A 17,227-nucleotide genomic window follows, 5' to 3' on the forward strand; every position below is an offset into this window, starting at 1 on the left:
CCCGTGTTCGTCCTTCGTGCGCGTGCGCGTGCGCGATTCCCCGGCGTCAGCGCGCACGCGCACGCGCACGAAGAGGAGCACGGAAGACGGAAGACGGAAGACGGAAGACGGAAGACGGAAGATCGAGACGAGGAGCGGCGGTCAGGCCTGCCAGATCGCCAGCAGCCACACCGCGATCCCGGCCGCGCACACCGCGAGCCCCGGCACGGCACGCGGCCACACCCACTGGCCCGTCACAGTCACCGCGCGCCGCACCACCCAGATGGCGCCCGCGACCCACGCCACGAAGGCCGCCACGAGCGCGACGACCCAGCCGACCCGCGGCGCGTCGTCGCGCGCGAGCGCGGCGAGGTGCTCCCGCGCGACCACGGCCGCTGGCTCGGTCCGGGTGCCCGGCGGCCGCGGCGCGGCCGCCGAGAGCCGCGCGATCGCCGCGTTGGCCTGCTCCAGATCCTCGGCGTGCGGCGTCGTGAGCCACCGCGTCTCCAGGGCGGCCGTGCGCACCGCCCGCCAGGCGAAGAGCGCCGTGTCGGGCTGGCCGAGACCCTCCGCCGCCGTCGCGAGCGCGATCAGCCGCTCGTAGGCCACGCGCACGTGGGGGGCGCCGGGAGCGTACCAGCTCGCCGCCCGCCGCGCGTGGAGCGCCGCCCCGTGCGGATCGCCGGCGAGCAGGGCGGCCGTGCTCTCGGCGATCTCCCGCTCGCCGGCGACCACCACGCGCAGCGACGCCGCGCCAAGGAGGAAGCCGGCGACCGCGATGCCGCGCACGACGCCGAGCACGACCGAGAGCTTCACAGAAAATCGCGCTTCTTGAAGACGAACGCTGCCACCGCAAGGAGCCCGAGCGCCCAGCCGGCGCACGTGATCGACGCCCACCCCAGGTAGACCAGGAGGTTCGCGTCGGCGACCTCGCCCGCGAGCAGCGGGCGGGGCGGCACGTAGATCTGCAGGTTGGGCACGACCCGGGAGAGGGCGCGCCCCGCGGCGCTGATCTGGGGGCCGAAGTACTTCACCGGCAGCTGGGCGAGCGCGTCGGCGTTGCGCCCGACGAGGAAGATGCCGAGCGTGAGCAAGGCGGACAGGAACGGCGTCGAGAACGAGGAGAACAGCGTGGCCACGGCCGCGACGATGCCGACCTCGAGGAACGCGAGCGCGCTGCCGGCGAGGACGACGCGCCGCTCCGTGGGAGCGCCGGCCGAGAGGACCACGCCGAGGACGAGGAAGACCGCCGACCACGGGATGAACCCGTACGTGCGCAGCAGCGGAGAGCGCCACGCGGCGAGGCCGAGCGCCGCGAGCGACGCGGCGCCGGCGCCCGCGACGAGCGGGAGCGAGCGGCCGGACAGGACGGCGCTGATCAGCAGCACGAGCCCGGTGTCGGCCAGGATGAACACCGCGAGCGTGAGCAGCGTGCCGAGGTACTTGCCGACGAGGTACTCGCCGCGGCGGACCGGGCGGGCCAGGATCGGGAAGATCGTCTTCTGCTCGAGCTCGCGGTACAGCGACGTCGCGCCGATGATGATCGCGACCGCGATGCTGAACAGCGAGATCGACGCGACGCCGAGATCGCTGACCACGCGCGCCCCGTTGCGGAGCGTGTAGGCGCCGACGATGATCGAGTAGAAAGCGACCGCGAAGGCCACGCCCGCGAGGCCGATGAGGATGCGCGCCCGAAGCGATTCCCGGTAGGTGTTGAGGGCGATCGCAGAGATGCGGCCGAACATCGGGGCGACGTTAGCAAGGGAGAGGGGGCGCTTGCAAAGGGCCGCGGGTCAGGGATCGACGGCGTCGACGACCCGCACGTCGAGGAACCACAGGCCGTGCGCCATCGCGTGGCCGTCGATCTGGAGGTAGTAGACGCCCGGATCGAGCACGAGATCGAGGAAGCTGCGCTGGGGGCCCGTACCGATCGTGCAGGAAAGCGGCATTTCGGTGCCGGGGCAGCCCGGGCCGCGGCGGACCGAGAGCAGCGTCTCGTAGGCCGAGCCGGCCATGTCGAGCACCACCCGGCGGCGCGCGGTGAGCGTGAGCTTCAGGAGCTGGTCCCGGGCGCCGCGGTCTTGCGTGCCGGCGCGATCGCACCCCGCGTCGAAATCCGCGGCGGCGTTGGTCGTGTTGCCCTGGAAGAACCCGCCGGTCTCCGGGATCTCCAGCGCGCCCTCGCACGCGTCGGCGAAGGGCACCAGCGTGGGCGGCGCCGCCGGCCGCACGAACGCCGTCACGCTCACCGGCTGGCCGAGCTGCGCCTCGGCCACCACGCGGTACGACCCCGGCGGGACGCCGCGCCGCGCGCTCCGGAGCGGGCTGACGTCGCCCTCGCCGCACGCGAGCCGGTCGCCGGCGCCGCCGCACGCCGGCGCGGACAGGGCGATCGAGCCGCTGTCGCCGGCCGACAGCCGCTCGACCAGGAGCACGTCGGACGCGACCTCCAGATCGAGCGCGTACACGGCGTCGACCGCCGCCGGGCCGCAGCCGAGGTCGACGTCGTCCTGGTGGCCGAGCAGCGAGACGGCGACCGTCCGGTTCGGCGCGAGCGGCGCCGCCTCGGCGCAGCCCTCGTCCGGCGGCGGATCGGTCGGCGGCGCGAGCTCCAGCGTGAGGAGCACCGAGGTCGGCGCCGTCGCCGAGACGGCGACGGCGTAGACCCCCGCGGGCAGCGCGCGCCGGAAGAGGTGCGGCGCCGCCGCCGTCTGGCAGGTGAGCTCGTCCTCGGGCAGCGCGCACCCCTCGGACCGCAGCGAGAGCGAGGGCTCGCCGTCGCCGTCGGTCGAGATCGCGTAGAGGTCGACGTCGCTGGGCTCGGTGAGCTCGAACGTGTAGACGAGCTCCCCGAGGTCGGTCTCGCACGCGGTCCCGAGATCCCGCGCGGCGTCGAGGATCGTCGCCAGGACCGGCGCGCCCGGCTCGAGGGGCGCCGCGGTGCCGCACGTCTCGTTCTCGGGCGCCGGCGAGGGCGGCAGGAACGCGACGTCGACGACGACCGGCGCGCCCTCCGCGGTGGTCACGTAGACCGGCAGCGCCGTCGCGCGCTCCGGATCGCCGAGGCCGCGGCCCCGGAGCTTCGCGAGCTTGCCGCCGTCCGCGCTGGGGTGCGGGCGCCCGCACGCGAGCTCGGTCGCGGCGTCGCCGCACTGGCCGGCGAGCGTCACCGCGACGTCGGTGCCCTCCGTCCGCGCGGTCACCTGCACGTCGACCGGCGGCCCCGGCGGCAGGAGCACCGCGGCCACCACGTCGCGCGTGCTCATCGGGCGGGGCAGGCCGCACGAGCTCGCGTAGTGGAAGCCCGCGCCCGCGGTGTTCATCGCGTACGAGCCCGGCGCCGAGATCTCCAGCGCGTCGGCGCACGTGTCGTGCTCCGGCGAGACGCAGCCGGACTCATCGGTGCGCCCGTCGCAGTCGTCGTCCCGGTCGTTCCCGCAGATCTCGGGCTGCAGCGACGACGCCGTGGGATCGGCGTCGTCGCAGTCGCCCCCGCCGCAACGCGCGTCGGGATCGCCGTCGAGGTCGGCGTCGCGCGGGGCGCTCGAGCACGTCCTGGTCGGCTCGTCGCAGGCGTCGATCGTGCAGGTGCTCCCGTCGCCGCACGCGATCGGCTCGCCAGGCACGCAGCCGAGGCGCGGGTTGCACCGCTCGACCCCGTCGCAGTAGACGTCGTTCTGACACGCGCTGTCGTCCGGCGTGAAGCGGCACCGGCCTGCGTTGGTGTCGCAGGCATCGAAGGTGCAGGGAAATCCGTCCTCACATTGATCGTCGTCGACGCACGGACCGCCGAGCGTCGGGTCCGCCGGAGCCTGCTCGCCCCCTGCGCCGCCCGCGCCGCCTTCGCCGCCGGCCCCGCCTGCTCCGCCCGCCGACGGGAAGGGGCTCGGCGCGCTCGAGCCGCAGGCGGCGGCCCCGAGCGCGGCCGTCGCGGCTGCGGCACAGAGAAGAGCGAGAGGCGTCAAGGAGGAAGAAGAGCGAGTTCGCATCGAACGAGGTGAGCGGCAATGAGCGTAGCAGGGCACCGCCACGTCTGGCATCATGGCGCGCGATTCCGCGGAGCGTGGCGGATAGAGGGAAAAACAGGGTGACCAGCGACAGATTGACCCGACCCGAGCTGACGTGGCTGCTGGCGCAGGAGGCGCGCAGCGCCGCCCAGAAGCTCCGCCAGGGCGTGGGGATGATCGCGACCGAGACCACGCCGCCGCCGGTGCCGTCGCCGGACGACGGCTCGGGCGGCGTGGAGAGCACGCTCAACCGGCTCGACGAGGCGGTGAGCATGCTCGCCTCGCTCCACGGCCGGCCCATGCCGCGCGGGCGGCGCGGTCGCGTCGACCTGACGGCGCTGCTCTGGGAGGTCGCGCCCGAGGCGCGCGTGCAGATCGAGATGGGCGAAGGGACGACGGTGTTCGGCGACGAGACCGAGCTCCGGCGGATGCTCCAGGTGCTCATCGCCCAGGGCGGCGATCCCACGAGCCAGGGCGGGGCGCCCGACGTGAGCATCCACCGCGTCGGCGACGAGGTGAGCGTGCGCGTCAACCTCGGGCCGGAGACGCCGGTGAACTTCGAGACCGAGCGGGTGTGGCTGTCGCGGATGGCGCTGCGCTACGGCGGCCGGCTGGAGCTCGACGGGCTGATGCAGACGCTGACCTTGCCCGCCGAGGTCGATCTCCAGCGCCTCGAGGTCGAGAGCCTGAAGAAGGAGCTGGCCGCGGCGCAGGCGCAGGGCGAGGCCTACGCGCGCGAGCTCGCCGCGGTCTTTTCGCGGGTCGAGGGCGAGCGCGAGCGCGGGTCGCTGGCCGGCATCGTGTCGCGGCTGAGCGGCAGCGATCCGGTGTCGCACCTGCCGCCGAGCGGCGACAGCCTCGCGGTGCTCGTGGCCGCAGTGCGGGTGCTCGGGACGCAGCTGCGCGGCATCCTGTCGGCGATCGGGCGGGACATCGCGCCGCTCCGGTCGCACGGCGGCGACGCCGGGGAGACGGCGGCCTCGGTGGGGCGCCACGTGACCGCGGCGTCGGAGATCGTGAGCGATCTCGCGAGGCTGGGTGCGTGCCCGCTCCACGAGTTCCCGCGCCACTGCGACGTGGCCGATCTGCTGCGCGACGTCGTGAAGGACGACCTCGCGCGCGCGGCGCGCCACGACGTGCGCGTGGTGGTCGAGGCGCCGGAGGCCGCGCAGGAGGTCGTGCCGCAGGGCGCGCTCACGGTGCTGCTGCACGCGCTGCTCGATCACGCGATCAGCGCGTCCCCGCCGGGCAGCGAGGTGGTCGTGACGCTCGTCGAGGGGCCGAGCGGGGTCGAGATCACGTTCGACGACGCGGGGCCGCCGCTGCCGGCCGCGGCGCGGAGCGTGGTGCTGAGCCGCGATTTCGAGGCGGTCGCGCAGGGGAGGCCGCCGGCGCTGCCGCTCATCGCGGCGCACGCGATCGCGGCGCACACGAACTACGGGATCGCGATCGAAGACGGGCCGCGCGGCGAGACGCGGGTGCGGCTCACGATCCCGAGGGCGGGGTAGCTCCGGGCTGCCAGGCCGAGGAGGCCCAGCGCTCCGCGCGGCGCGGGGGCCCATCTGGAGCGACAGATGGGTTGAAGCCGCGTGAAAAACGCAGAATTTCGAACCGCCAAGCCGCTACGAACGCCAAGAAGGGGATCCCCTCTCGGCGCCCTTGGCGGCTTGGCGGTCGAATACTCGCTCGATCAACGCGATCTGCCGTCTAGAAGAGGAACGAGGTCGCCGAGAAATCCACCTCCCGGTGGAGGTTGAAGCCACGCACGACGTCGATCGCCTCGAGCTTCGCCGACGTGGTGACAGGTCGCTCGTCGCTGCGCCCCACGAGCGTCGCAATAGCCCTGTACTCGTCGGGCGGAAGATCCACCGTCAGGATGAAGTCCTCGCAAGGCGCATACTCCCTCGCGACCTCGACGCTGCCACGGTAGATGATCAGCTCGAGATCGGCCCTGCCGCCGCTGAAGCGAGAGCAGTCCCGCGGCTCGCGCCGGTCGTCGATTGTCCACTCCATCACCAGGCTCCCCATCGACGGCCGAGGCCGATGCCGATCGCCGTCCTTCACCTCGAAGAAGCAGCCCAGGGCCAGAAAGCTCGATAGAGCGAGGCCGCAGATGGGAATGACGCTCTTCTCCTGATTCATGCTCGAATCCGTCCTTTCGCAGCCGCACCACTGTCAACGCGGCGTGTAGTAACCGCGCCCCCGCTCGCGGGGAAAGCTCAGCTCGCGCTCCGGCACGTACCTCGGCGACGCGCGGTACGTCTGCCGGTAACGCCTGAGCTCCGCGGGCTCCTGCTCGAAGATGACCCAGCCCCGGTTCGTCGGGTAATACCACTGGCCGTCGACCAGGTACGCATAGGTGCCGCGGAAATAGACGCGCGGAGACGCCGCGATCTCCACCGGGACGACCTCGGCGCGCACCGCCGGGAAGCCGGACACGACATACCCCTCGGCTCCGACCGTGCCCAGACACCCGACCAGCAGCGAGGCGCCGGCCGCGACCGCAGCCGCCGCGAGCGCAGACCTCGTCACCGAGAGACACCTGGGCCATCTTCGCTCGCGCGAAGTCACGTTGTTGCTCTGCTTCACGTCATTGCTCCTCGGAACGGAGCTCAGCAACGCGAGTGCCAGCGCGGGGCGGCGCGACTCGGCATCTCCGCGACCGGGCGCTCAGCGGCCCGCGCCGGCCGCGCCGAGCGCGCCGGCGAGCGCGAGCGCGCGCTGGATCTCCGCCGATGTCACGAGGCCGATCACGTGCTCCCCCTCGTCGAGCACCGCGATCGCGCTCGCCTCGCCGCTCGCCAGCGCGTCGAGCGAGCCGGACGCGTCGTCGCCGGCGCGCGCCCTCGGCACGTCCACCGGCATCACCGCGCCGACCGTCGCCGCCTCGGCGCCGCGCGCGAGCTGGCGGGCGAGATCCCAGACCGTCACGACGCCGATCTCGCGGCGGCCCTCCCCGCCCCGAGGATCGTCGATGACCCGCGCGCCGACCAGGTTGTGGCGGAGGAGCCGCTCGGCCACCGCGCGAGGGCTCTCGTCCGCGTACGCGTCGCCGAGCCGATCGGTCATGAAGCGCGCGACCGGGAGGCCCCGGAGGAGATCGCGCGTGCTCGAGCGCGCCTGCTCGGCCGACGCGCCCATGTGGACGAACACGGCGATCAGCACCAGGATGAGGTTCCACGAGAGCAGACCGAACAGCCCGAAGGCCACCGCCATCGCCTTGCCGATCGCGGTCGCGACGCGCGTCGCGCGCGCCCGCCCGAGGCGGCGATGGAGCAGCCCCCGGAGCACCCGGCCGCCATCCATCGGGAACGCCGGGAGCAGGTTGAACACGCCGAGGATCGCGTTCGTGATCGCGAAGGCGAGGAGCGCCACGCCGACCTCCGCCGGCGCGGGGAGCAGGCGATAGGCGGCGTAGCTGCCGAGCGCGATACCGAAGCTCATCAGCGGCCCGGCGAACGCCATCCACGCCTCGTGCTCGGGATCGTCGCGCTCTATCTGCGAGACGCCGCCCAGCATCATCAGCGTGATCGCGCGCACCCGGATCCCGTTCTTGAGCGCGACGAGCGCGTGGGCCAGCTCGTGCGCCAGCACGGCGACGAACAGCCCGACCGCCAAGATCGCCCCCCAGGCGAGCGGCGGCAAGCGCAGCGCCTCGCGCGGAATCTCGAGCGAGGCCGCGATGAACGTGAACTGCGACGCCGCCAAGTACGCGAGGTACGGCAGGAAAATCAGCAGCGTGACGTGCAGCCGGATCGGGATTCCTCGGATGCGCAGGACTGTCAGCCCCTGGTCGAACATGTGCCTCCTGATCGCTGGTACAGATGGGGCCGACAACCACCTTCGCAAGCCGCCGAGACGGCGCCAATGCATGGAAAATCAGGGCAGCGGCGCAGATGCCGAGCGCAATGCAGGAGGCGCCCGCAGCCCCGCGCCAAGCGCGCGTGCGTCCGTCCTAGGCGGGAATCGGCGCGAGCGCGCGCGTCCCGAAGGCGCAGCGCAGCGCGGCGCCCCCGCCGGCCACAGATTGGCGTAGCTTGGTGTGACCGAGGTCGTCATGCGCCAGCGCGTCCCCGATGCATTGATGGCAGCGAGCACGGAAGAGCTCACGAAGGTCGAGCTCACCGTCCTGGAATCCTCGCTCTCCGGCGGCGTGCCCAAGGACCTCACGGGCCATGTCTTCGCGATCGGCCCGGTCGGCTCGGTGGACGGCGGGCTGCCCAGGGCGGACGGCGCGCCGATCCTCAATGGCAATGGGATGATCTATCGGCTCGATTTCGGCGGCGGCGCGGTCCGTCTGACCTCGAGGGTCGCGCGCACGCCCTGCTATCACGCGGACGCCGCATCGCGCCCCGGCACGCGCTTCGAGGCGCTCGGCTTCCGCGACGCCGGGCTCCTCCGCTTCTCGCCCCACCTCGGCCTGCGGGACCACCTCAATCACGCGTTCGTGCCGATGCACGCGCCGCGCGCGCCCGCGCGGCTCCTCGTCACGGGCGACGCGGGGAGGCCCTACGAGATCGACCCGGCGACGCTCCAGCTCGTCACGCCGGTCGGGCGCAACAGCACGTGGTACCCGGCGGCGCCCGTCGACCACCCCTTTCCCATGACGCTGGCGACGGCGCACCCGTGCTTCGACGCGGAGCGGGGCGAGCTGCTCACGGTGAACTACGGCCGCTCGCTCCTCCACCTGTTCGCCGCGTCGCTGCCGCGGCTCGACGAGCTCGCCGCCCTCCCGCGCTCCTGGGACCGGCTCGCGTCGGCGGCCGCGTCGATGATCGAGCAGCAGCTGCTCCGGTCGAGCGCCGATCGGCTCGAGCTCCTCGCGAAGCGCGCGCTCGAGCGCCTGCCCGCGCGCTTCCGCCCGAGCGCGCCGCCCGGGCCGGGCGACCTGCTCGCGCGGCAGGCGGCGCGCTTCGGCGGCGTCCCGCTCGACGAGGCGGCGGGCGACTTCGTGCACCTCTTGCGGTGGGACGGCCACAACGAGCCGGAGCGGCACGCGCTCCTCCTGCCGAGCGGCGCGCCGGTGCGCATCGAGCAGAGCGTGCACCAGCTCGGCCTGACGCGGCGCTGGGTCGTGCTCGCGGACACGGCCTTCCGGATCGGCCTGGAGAGCGTGGCCTGCCGGGGCTCCGGGGAGAGCCCGGGGGTCGAGCGCCTCCTCCGGTCGCTGCTCACGATGGCCCACGAGCCGAGCACGACGTTTTACCTGGTCCGGCGGGACGCGCTCCGGCCGGGCGGCGGGTCCGTCGTCGTGAAGAAGGTCGTCGTGCCCCTGGAGACGCTCCATTTCCTCGTCGATTACGAGGACGCGGGCGACCGCATCACCGTGCACGCGGCGCACAACTGCGCCACGGATCACGCCGAGTGGCTCCGGCCCTACGACCGGCACGCGGCCGACAGGGCGCCGGCGCCGGCCCGGCTCCGCGGGCTGTCCCCGCTCGGGCAAGCGGACGTGAACCGCATCGGCCGGTATACGATCGACGCGGCGGCCGAGCGCGTCGTGGATCAGGCGGTGTTCGCCGACCCGGCGCGGGCGCTCGGCGTCGGCCTCTACGCGCACCGGGAGGCGGGCCCGTCGTGGATGCCGCCCGATCGCATCGAGAACGTCTACTGGCGCGGCGCCGGGATCTGGGACGAGCTCTCGACCGAGTTCATCGATCGGCTCTACGCGGCGCACCCGCATCGCTCGCTGCCCCTCTCGGCGCTCCGGCGGATGCGCGCGGAAGGCGGCCACCCCGACAGCCTGTTCCGGTTCAACCACCGCGCCATGCGGATCGAGGATCGCTACGAGTTCCCGCAGCGCGCCGTGGGGTGTTGGCTCAGCTCGCTGCAGTTCGTGCCCCGCCGCGGCGGCAGCGGGGCGGACACCGACGGGTACGTGGTCGCGCTCGTCACGACCGCCCACCGCGCGGAGGTCTGGATCTTCGACGCGACGAACCTCGCCCGAGGGCCGCTCTGCAAGCTGGGGCACCCGGCCTTCCGCCCGGGGCTCACCCTCCACACGGCGTGGCTCAACGCCGCGTCGCCGTGGAGAGGCGGATACAAGGTCCCGGTGCGCGAGGACTACGAGGATTTCGTGGCCGACGCCCCCGAAGGCCAGGTGAAGGCGCTGTTCGAGGAGGCGGTCTATCCGCGGTTCGCCTGAGCCGCCTACAGGCAGGGGGCCGCGGCGCGAGGCAGGGACGGCTCGGCGCCGCGCGCGGGGGCCCCGGCCCCGAGGCCGTCGCCCCGCTCGAGCAGCACGCCCGCGGCGCCGTCGCCGAGGGTCGCGGTGATGTGGCCGTCGACCCACGGCTGCCCCGCGCGCAGGCGCCACGACCGCACCTCGCTCGCCACGAGGAGCACGCGACCCGCGCCGCGGTAGAGATGCCGAGTCGCCACGTCGAGGGCCGCAGAGAAGCCCCCCTGAGCCGACCAGAGATCGAGCGCCAGCGCAGGGGAGAGGCCGGCCATGCACGCGGCGAACGCCGCCCCGCCGGCGTCGCCGCGCCCGCGGTCGTCGCTCGTCATGATGAGGACATCGACGAACGGATCGCGGAGCCGCCCCGCCTCGATGAGCTGCCGCAGCACCGCCGCGGCCATGGACAGCGTGGTCTCCGCCGCGCCGGCAAAGCGCCGGTCCACGACGCCCGTGGTCCGCTGCAACCACTCTGCGGAGTAAGGGAGGCCATAGCTCGCAATGAGCTCCTGGTTCGTGACGATGCGCTCCGGAAGATAGGTCGCGACGGCCGTGATGCGACACTCTGGCATGTTTCCGCTCTGTTCAGCGCCCGCAGCCGGCGGCCGCCGATCCTGCAAACCTGGGTCAAGACAGCTCGATCCGGCGCTCCGCCCCCGCCGATCGGTCAGCGCCGAGCGCGGTGGCAAGCCAGCGTCCCGGACGACATGAGACAACCCCAACGTCGAAACGAAAAGGGCCGTGCGGCAGACTACAAGTTCGGATGCTCCCTCCCCGTCTCCGACATCCAGCACTGGACCATTTACAGAACGTCCTGCGCAAGTGGGAATGACGGCCGCTTCGGCTCCGTCCTCGCCGAGGCGAGCGGCGCCATGGATGGAGCGGCGGCGCGGGCGGCGCGCTCACGACGCGATGCGTCATTAACTATCTTCAGGGTTATGAGGAAGTCGCGCGCGCCGCTCGCGGCACCAGGCGAACCGAGCGCGACGCAGCGCCGGAACGATCATGTCGTGGAGGGAACGAGGATGACGGCGGCGGACGGTTCCGGCCGGGGTCGAGATTTATGCTCTCGCGGGCGCGCGAATGCACAAACGTGTCGGAGCGCTCTGCGCTGAGCAGGCAGGGCGCAGCGCGCGTGTCTCCCTCGGACGGCGCGAGCGATTGCGTCGGCGCTGCGCGGAGGCCGGGGTTTCTCTGGGTCCGGAGGGAGGTTCCACCTATTGTGAGAACACCGCGGCTCGCCGCGGCCGCGGCGAGCGACCGCGTCACGGCGCGGTGCGCGGCGCGCGAGTCCTCGGCGCGGCGCTCTCGCCACGCAAAAGCGCCCGACGAGCGGCAGAGTTCGCTGCCGCCAGCGCGAAAACGGCGCCGCCGCCGCGCGCGCGCCGCGCCTCGCCCGGATCCACCGCGAATGAATCGCGGAGAAATACCAAGGGAGCGCAGATCCGAGGAGCGCCTAATTCGCGGACGCGATTCGCGAATTCACGAGGTCTCGAAGCGGCAGCCTCTGCACAGGAGCGCGAGGCACACAGCCTGCTCTTGGGTGAGCCAAGGTGTTCGGGGGCCGCAAGGCCTATCAGGGACACCGGGGAGGACCAATGATCTCGATTCACGGCAAGATGATGGGTCTCGCGATGGTGCTGGCGCTCGGGGCCGGGTGCGCGGTCGGCGCGGATGAGGAGTTCGACGTGGATGACGAGAGCGTCGACTCGACGACCCAGGGGCTGGAAGAGGCGGAGCGCGGCGGGTACGCGGTCCAGTCCCAGGCTCAGATCGGCCAGATGGGGCCCAGCAAGCTCGGTCTGCCCCCGAGCAAGGGTCTGCCCTCGAAGGGCGTCATGCCCGGAAAGGGCGAGCTCCTGCCCAGCAAGGGCATGCTGCCCAGCAAGGGCGAGTTCCCGACCAAGGGCAGCCTCCCGAGCAAGGGCTACCCGACCAAGGGCGGGTACACGGGGCAGGGCCCGGCGCAGCTCGGCCAGGTCGGGCAAGAGGCGCAGCTCGGCGCGCCGTCGCAGATCGGCCAGGCGCAGCTCGGCGCGCCGTCGCAGATCGGCCAGGCGCAGCTCGGCGCGCCCGCGCAGATCGGCCAGGCGGGCGTCGGGCAGACGGGCGCCCTGGTGGGGCAGGAGACGGGGCAACGTGACGGCGAGCGCTGCTTCGGCGGCTTCGGCGGCTTCGGCGGCTGCGGCTTCGGCGGCTTCGGCGGCTTCGGCGGCTTCGGCGGCTTCGGCTGCGGTCTGACGGCGATCACGACGTCGGTCACCAGCTTCGTCCCGAGCTTCATCAACCCGTGCTTCGGCGGCTTCGGCGGCTTCGGCTTCTGATCTCGATCTGACCGCACCTCGCCGGCGTGCGCCCGAGGCTCCGCCTCTCCGGATGCCGCGGCGCCGCGCCGGCCCTCCTCAATCTCCCGGGCTCTCGAGCGCCGGCGGCCTGGGGTTGGATATCCCAGGCCGCCGGTAGCTCCTCTCTTCCCTCCACCGCTCGCGCAGGAGCCCCGCCCCACCGCCCGCCGGTGGGGAGCGCGAGCCCCCGATCCCCTCAGCCGCCCTGACCGAGGGCGCGATCCAGGTAGAACGCCGCGCTGACCAGCCCGAGGTGCGTGAACGCCTGGGGGAAGTTGCCGAGCAGCTCGCCGCTCGCCCCGATCTGCTCGGAGTACAGCCCGAGGTGGTTGGCATAGGTGAGCATCTTCTCGAAGATGAAGCGCGCGTCCTCGAGGCGGCCGGCGCGCGCCAGCGCCTCGACCAGCCAGAAGGTGCAGATGCTGAAGGTGCCCTCCTTGCCGGTCAGGCCGTCGCCGGCGCCCTTGCCGAGCTCGTAGCGGTGGACGAGCGTGTCGCTGGCGAGCTCCGCGAGCGTGCGGTCGATCGTGCCGACGATGCGAGGGTCGGTGGGGGAGATGAAGCGCATGAGCGACATGAGCAGGTTGCTCGCGTCGAGCGCCGACGAGCCGAAGGACTGCACGAACGTCCTCCGCTCCGCGTCCCAGCCGTGCGCCATGATCGCCTCGTAGATGTCGTCGCGCGCGCGCGCGACGCGCGGGCGATCGAGCGGCAGCGAGCGCTTGTCGGCGAGCCGCAGCGTCCGATCGAGGGCGACCCAGCACTGGAGCTTCGAGTACACGAACTGCCGCTTGCCGCCGCGCACCTCCCAGATGCTCTCGTCCGGCTGCTCCCAGCTCTGGCACACCCAGGTCGCCATGCGCCGGAGCTCGCGCCAGAAGTCGTAATGGATGGGAGATCCGTACTTGTCGAACAGGTACACCGAGTCGATGAGCTCGCCGTAGATGTCGAGCTGGAGCTGCGCCGTCGCCCCGTTGCCGACCCGGACCGGCCGCGACCCGCGGTAGCCGTCGAGGTGGGTCAGCGCGACCTCGGGCAGCTCGTGGCGGCCCTCGATGCCGTACATGAGCTGGAGCGGCCCGGTGGGGCCGTCCTGCTCGGAGACGCGGGCGCTCAGCCATTCCATGAAGCGCGCGGCCTCCTCGGTGTAACCGAGCCGGAGGAAGGCGTAGAGGGTGAACGCGGCGTCGCGCACCCAGACGTAGCGATAGTCCCAGTTGCGGACCCCGCCGATCTCCTCGGGCAGGCTGGTTGTCGCCGCGGCGACGATCGCGCCGGTCGGCTCGAACGTGAGCAGCTTGAGGACGAGGGCCGACCGGTCGACCATCTCGCGCCAGCGACCCTTGTAGCGCGACTTGCCGAGCCACCTCCGCCAGAACTCGACCGTGCGCCGGAGGGCGTCGTCGCCGTTGATCGGCGTGGAGAGCAGGCCGTCGCTCGCGGTCCAGTCCTCGACCTGGCGCAGCGCGAACGTGGCCGACTCGCCGGGCTGCAGCACGAAGTCGGCGGTCACCCCGCCGGCGCCGTCGCTCGACAGGGGGACCGGGCTGATCAGCGCGAGGTCGAGGCCGTCCGAGTCGAAGATGGCGCCGCGCGGGTCGTCGAGGATGAGGCGGTGGGGGCGGCGGGCGAAGTCGATGGCGGGGCGGCAGGCGAGCTGGAAGCGCACCTCGCCGCGGACGGCCCGCGCGACGCGGACGATCTGGTGCATCCCGCGGCGGTAGGCGCCGTACGGGTCCCGGTGGATCGGCATGAAATCGCAGACCTCGCCGACCCCGTCCGCGTGGAGGAAGCGCGTGAGGAGCACGTTGGTGTCGGGCATGTACATCTGCTTGCGCGACGCGGCGTGCGCCGCCGCGAGCGCGAAGCTGCCGCCCTTCTTGTCGTCCAGGATCGCCGCGAACACGCTCGGCGAGTCGAAGTGGGGCAGGCAGCACCAGTCGATGGATCCATCCATCCCGACCAGCGCCACGGAGTGCATGTCGCCGATGACGCCGTAGGACTCGATGGGCTTGTAGGGCATCACCCCTTCATAGCGCCCGCCCGGCCGAGAGGTACCTCCCCCCGCCGATCTTTCCCGGCGCCCGCCCTCACGACCTCGGCGGCAGCCGCGAGAGCTTCCGCTGGAGCGAGCGCCGGTGCATCCGGAGCTTGCGCGCGGCCTCGGAGATGTTGCCCTCGCAGTCCGCGAGCACGCGCTGGAGGTACTCCCACTCGACGCGCTCGAGCGACGGCAGGTCCTCGTCGCCGCCCGCGGCCGGGGCGAAGCCGAGCAGCGAGCGCGCGCACCGGGCCGCGTCCACCGGCTTGGTCAGGTAGTCGACGGCCCCGGCCCGGATCGCCGCCACCGCGTTCGCGATCGTGCCGTACCCCGTGAACACCACGATGCGGATGCCGTCATCCATGCTCCGCAGCGCCCCGACGAGCTCGATCCCGCTCTGCCCGGGCATCCGCACGTCGACGAGCGCGTACTCGAACACGTGCTCGCGCGCCATCGCCGCGGCCTCCTCCGCGCTGCCGGCGAGGAACACCGCGAAGCCGCGCTGGCCGAGCGCCTGCCCGAGCGCCGACCGGAACGTCGCGTCGTCGTCGACGATGAGCAGCGTCGGCTCGCTGGTGGGCTCCGCGCTCATGGGTCCACCGGCGCGAGGCGCAGGGCGACGCGCGTGCCGGCCGGCTGCCTCGCCGACACCGTGAGCCGGCCCCCGACCTGCTCGATGAGCGTCCGCACGAGGTAGAGCCCGAGGCCCATCCCCTCGCCGGGCGCCTTGGTCGTCACGAACGGCTCCCCGAGCCGCCCCGTGAGGCCCGCCGGGACGCCCGCCCCGCCGTCCTCCACGCTGATCACCGGCGCGCCGCCCTCGTCCCCCACGGTGACGACGATCGGCCCCGCGGCGGCGGGGCTCGGCCCGAGCGCCGCGAGCGCGTTGTCGAGCAGCGCGAACAGCGCCGCCTCGATGTCGGCCGCGTCGAGCGGCACCGTGCGCCGCGGCGCGAGGTCGCCGCGCACCTCGACGGCGACGCCGGGGTGCGCCGCCTGCCACGCCGCCACGCCGCGCACGGCCGCCTCGCCGACCTCGACCCCGGCGCGCAGCTCGTCCGCGCGGACGTCCGCCCGCATGCGCGCGATGACGACGCGGCAGCGCTCGACCTGCTCCGCGATCGTCCGGGCGCGGCGCCGCGCGGCGTCGCTCGCCGCCGGGTCGCTCAGGCTCTCCCCGGCGAGCACCGCGATCGTGCCGAGCGGGGTGCCGAGCTCGTGCGCGGTGCCGGCGGCGAGCGCGCCGAGGGCCTGGAAGCGCGAGGCCTCCTCGGCGCGCCGGCGGAGCGCCGCGTTCTCGGCCGCGCTCTCGTCGAGGGCGCGGCGGACCTTCAGGAGCACGTGGGCGACGAGCGACGAGCTCAGCACGAAGGCGAGGAGCATCCCGTAGAGGTGGGTCGAGAAGGCGCCGTGCTCCGGGTGGCTCGGGCAGCACGCGCCGGCGGGGAGGGCGAAGAGCGCCGCGAACAGGCACGCCGCGAGCGCCGCGAGCGCGAAGGTCGTCCGCGCCGGCAGGAGCGCGGCGGCGAGCGCGACGTGCACGAAGAAGAGGGCGCTGAACGGGTTGCCCGCGCCGCCCGACGCGGCGAGGACGCCGGCGATCGCGACGAGGTCGAGCGCCACGACGCCGGCGACGACGGCGCTCTGCGCGCCCTGCTGCGACCGCACCCGCCGGGCGAGGGCGAGGTTGAGCCCGCCGGCCAGCGCGAGGATGGGCACGGCGATGCCGTAGCGGACGTGGTAGCCGAAGAGCGCCTCGTCGGCGATCAGGGTCGCGGCGAGCAGCGCGAACACGGCCCAGCGCAGGCCGACGAGCCACCGGAGGACGATCCCGCCGGCCGGCGCCCGATCGAGGGAGGCGTCGTGCGTCACGGCGGGAGTATACCGCAAAGGGCCCGGGCGGCCGGCCCGAGCCGCGGGAGCGCGGCCCGAGCGGCGTGAGCGCGGCTCGCCGCCACAGGTCGCCGCGGGCAAAGTAGGCGCGATCGGCGCGCCGCCGTTCGCGGGGCGGCGGCCGGCTCGGAAGGTCGACGGGACAGGAAGTCGAGGAGGGACGTGTGTCGGAGAGGCATGTCGGGGTGATTTTCGGCGAGCGGGGTGAATGACTCACTGCCCGCGAATGCATTAGGGTTCCCAAGTGCTGCGATGGCGGCCTGTAGCTCTGGTGTCAGACATTCAAAAAGCTCTTGAACCTCGCTACGAGTCACCCCGATCCTCACCTCGAACTCCCGGTCCTGAAGCTCCTGATGAACCTTACGAAGAGCGACAAAAGGCAAACAAGTCCGTCAGCTCAACCCCTGAGCAGATTACGATGGGTCAACGAACCTCCAGCACCTTCTCGCGTATTCCACTACCACCTTCGCGATACCATGCTCAATCGATGACACGTCCACGCGAATAAAATCGCCCTTGAGCGGTCCACCGGAAGCAAGAACAGTGTATGGACCATTATCAGACAGACTTCTGCCACCATCAAATTTTATGAGGACGATCGCCCCGTCGCCGCGCATGCGCTCCAATAGCGGAATGACCGCGTCAATCCCTCTCCACTGCGCTGGAATTGGGCTCAGGCCAAGGTGGATTGCTACCGCTGGAACAAGTTTGTAGTCATCCGTGGCCATTAGAAGCCTCGCAGTCCAGCCGCGTTCTCCTCGCATACGTGCGTCCACAGCGGGGC

At 72.6% G+C, this 17,227-nt stretch carries 13 protein-coding genes; 3 read left to right on the forward strand and 10 right to left on the reverse strand.

From position 1 onward, the window contains the following. Window positions 1-141 precede the first annotated feature (141 nt). From WMF33_RS44390 to WMF33_RS44400, 3 genes are read right to left on the reverse strand one after another with little or no spacing between them, the layout of a single operon-like run. Window positions 142-795, reverse strand: a complete 654-nt coding sequence (locus WMF33_RS44390) for a hypothetical protein (protein WP_437334239.1) — start codon at window positions 793-795, stop codon at window positions 142-144. Next, window positions 792-1,724 (reverse strand): ABC transporter permease, encoded by a 933-nt coding sequence (locus WMF33_RS44395; protein ID WP_437334240.1) that lies wholly within the window; start codon window positions 1,722-1,724, stop codon window positions 792-794. Before WMF33_RS44395 ends, WMF33_RS44390 begins: the two co-directional genes overlap by 4 nt. A gap of 48 nt (window positions 1,725-1,772) precedes the next feature. Then, the gene (locus tag WMF33_RS44400) at window positions 1,773-3,944 is read right to left on the reverse strand and encodes a putative metal-binding motif-containing protein (RefSeq protein WP_437334241.1); all 2,172 of its coding nucleotides are present in this window, start codon (window positions 3,942-3,944) and stop codon (window positions 1,773-1,775) included. A gap of 122 nt (window positions 3,945-4,066) precedes the next feature. On the opposite strand from WMF33_RS44400, the gene WMF33_RS44405 reads away from it, so the two are divergent. Further along, window positions 4,067-5,494, forward strand: a complete 1,428-nt coding sequence (locus tag WMF33_RS44405) for a sensor histidine kinase (RefSeq protein WP_437334242.1) — start codon at window positions 4,067-4,069, stop codon at window positions 5,492-5,494. Window positions 5,495-5,693: 199 nt separating this feature from the next. On the opposite strand, the gene WMF33_RS44410 is transcribed toward WMF33_RS44405, so the two are convergent. From WMF33_RS44410 to WMF33_RS44420, 3 genes are all read right to left on the reverse strand, one after another. After that, on the reverse strand, window positions 5,694-6,128 hold the full coding sequence (locus tag WMF33_RS44410; RefSeq protein ID WP_061627710.1) for a hypothetical protein: 435 nt from the start codon (window positions 6,126-6,128) through the stop codon (window positions 5,694-5,696). Between the two features lie 33 nt (window positions 6,129-6,161). Further along, window positions 6,162-6,518 (reverse strand): hypothetical protein, encoded by a 357-nt coding sequence (locus tag WMF33_RS44415; RefSeq protein ID WP_061627711.1) that lies wholly within the window; start codon window positions 6,516-6,518, stop codon window positions 6,162-6,164. 138 nt (window positions 6,519-6,656) lie between these two features. Continuing rightward, window positions 6,657-7,859: a site-2 protease family protein gene (locus tag WMF33_RS44420; protein WP_437334243.1), complete on the reverse strand. Its 1,203-nt coding sequence runs from the start codon at window positions 7,857-7,859 to the stop codon at window positions 6,657-6,659. Between the two features lie 211 nt (window positions 7,860-8,070). Between WMF33_RS44420 and WMF33_RS44425 the strand changes: the two genes are divergently transcribed. Then, window positions 8,071-10,131, forward strand: a complete 2,061-nt coding sequence (locus tag WMF33_RS44425) for a carotenoid oxygenase family protein (RefSeq protein ID WP_437334244.1) — start codon at window positions 8,071-8,073, stop codon at window positions 10,129-10,131. Window positions 10,132-10,136: 5 nt separating this feature from the next. Here WMF33_RS44425 and WMF33_RS44430 read toward each other — a convergent pair whose 3' ends face one another. Next, window positions 10,137-10,736, reverse strand: a complete 600-nt coding sequence (locus tag WMF33_RS44430) for a hypothetical protein (protein ID WP_437334245.1) — start codon at window positions 10,734-10,736, stop codon at window positions 10,137-10,139. Between the two features lie 1,026 nt (window positions 10,737-11,762). Here WMF33_RS44430 and WMF33_RS44435 point away from each other — a divergent pair. Then, window positions 11,763-12,488, forward strand: a complete 726-nt coding sequence (locus tag WMF33_RS44435; RefSeq protein WP_437334246.1) for a hypothetical protein — start codon at window positions 11,763-11,765, stop codon at window positions 12,486-12,488. A gap of 217 nt (window positions 12,489-12,705) precedes the next feature. Here the strand turns inward: WMF33_RS44435 and WMF33_RS44440 are convergent, their stop codons facing one another. The 3 genes from WMF33_RS44440 to WMF33_RS44450 form a co-directional block, all read right to left on the reverse strand. Beyond that, window positions 12,706-14,532 carry a glycoside hydrolase family 15 protein gene (locus WMF33_RS44440; protein ID WP_437334247.1) on the reverse strand — a complete coding sequence of 609 codons (1,827 nt, stop codon included), beginning with the start codon at window positions 14,530-14,532 and terminating at the stop codon, window positions 12,706-12,708. 67 nt (window positions 14,533-14,599) lie between these two features. Continuing rightward, window positions 14,600-15,142, reverse strand: coding sequence for a response regulator transcription factor (locus WMF33_RS44445; RefSeq protein ID WP_437334248.1), 543 nt, complete (start codon window positions 15,140-15,142; stop codon window positions 14,600-14,602). Next, window positions 15,139-16,422: an ATP-binding protein gene (locus WMF33_RS44450; RefSeq protein WP_437334249.1), complete on the reverse strand. Its 1,284-nt coding sequence runs from the start codon at window positions 16,420-16,422 to the stop codon at window positions 15,139-15,141. Before WMF33_RS44450 ends, WMF33_RS44445 begins: the two co-directional genes overlap by 4 nt. Between the last annotated feature and the right edge of the window lie 805 nt (window positions 16,423-17,227).

Source organism: Sorangium sp. So ce394 (assembly GCF_051474665.1).
In the GTDB taxonomy this organism is placed as follows: domain Bacteria; phylum Myxococcota_A; class Polyangia; order Polyangiales; family Polyangiaceae; genus Sorangium; species Sorangium cellulosum_D.

Coding starts and splice junctions, on each gene's coding strand:
- WMF33_RS44395 (WP_437334240.1), bottom strand. CDS start 1,724: ATGTTCGGCCGCATCTCTGCGATCGCCCTCAACACCTACCGGGAATCG.
- WMF33_RS44410 (WP_061627710.1), bottom strand. CDS start 6,128: ATGAATCAGGAGAAGAGCGTCATTCCCATCTGCGGCCTCGCTCTATCG.
- WMF33_RS44420 (WP_437334243.1), bottom strand. CDS start 7,859: ATGCATTGGCGCCGTCTCGGCGGCTTGCGAAGGTGGTTGTCGGCCCCA.
- WMF33_RS44425 (WP_437334244.1), top strand. CDS start 8,071: ATGGCAGCGAGCACGGAAGAGCTCACGAAGGTCGAGCTCACCGTCCTG.
- WMF33_RS44430 (WP_437334245.1), bottom strand. CDS start 10,736: ATGCCAGAGTGTCGCATCACGGCCGTCGCGACCTATCTTCCGGAGCGC.
- WMF33_RS44435 (WP_437334246.1), top strand. CDS start 11,763: ATGATCTCGATTCACGGCAAGATGATGGGTCTCGCGATGGTGCTGGCG.
- WMF33_RS44440 (WP_437334247.1), bottom strand. CDS start 14,532: ATGCCCTACAAGCCCATCGAGTCCTACGGCGTCATCGGCGACATGCAC.
- WMF33_RS44445 (WP_437334248.1), bottom strand. CDS start 15,142: ATGAGCGCGGAGCCCACCAGCGAGCCGACGCTGCTCATCGTCGACGAC.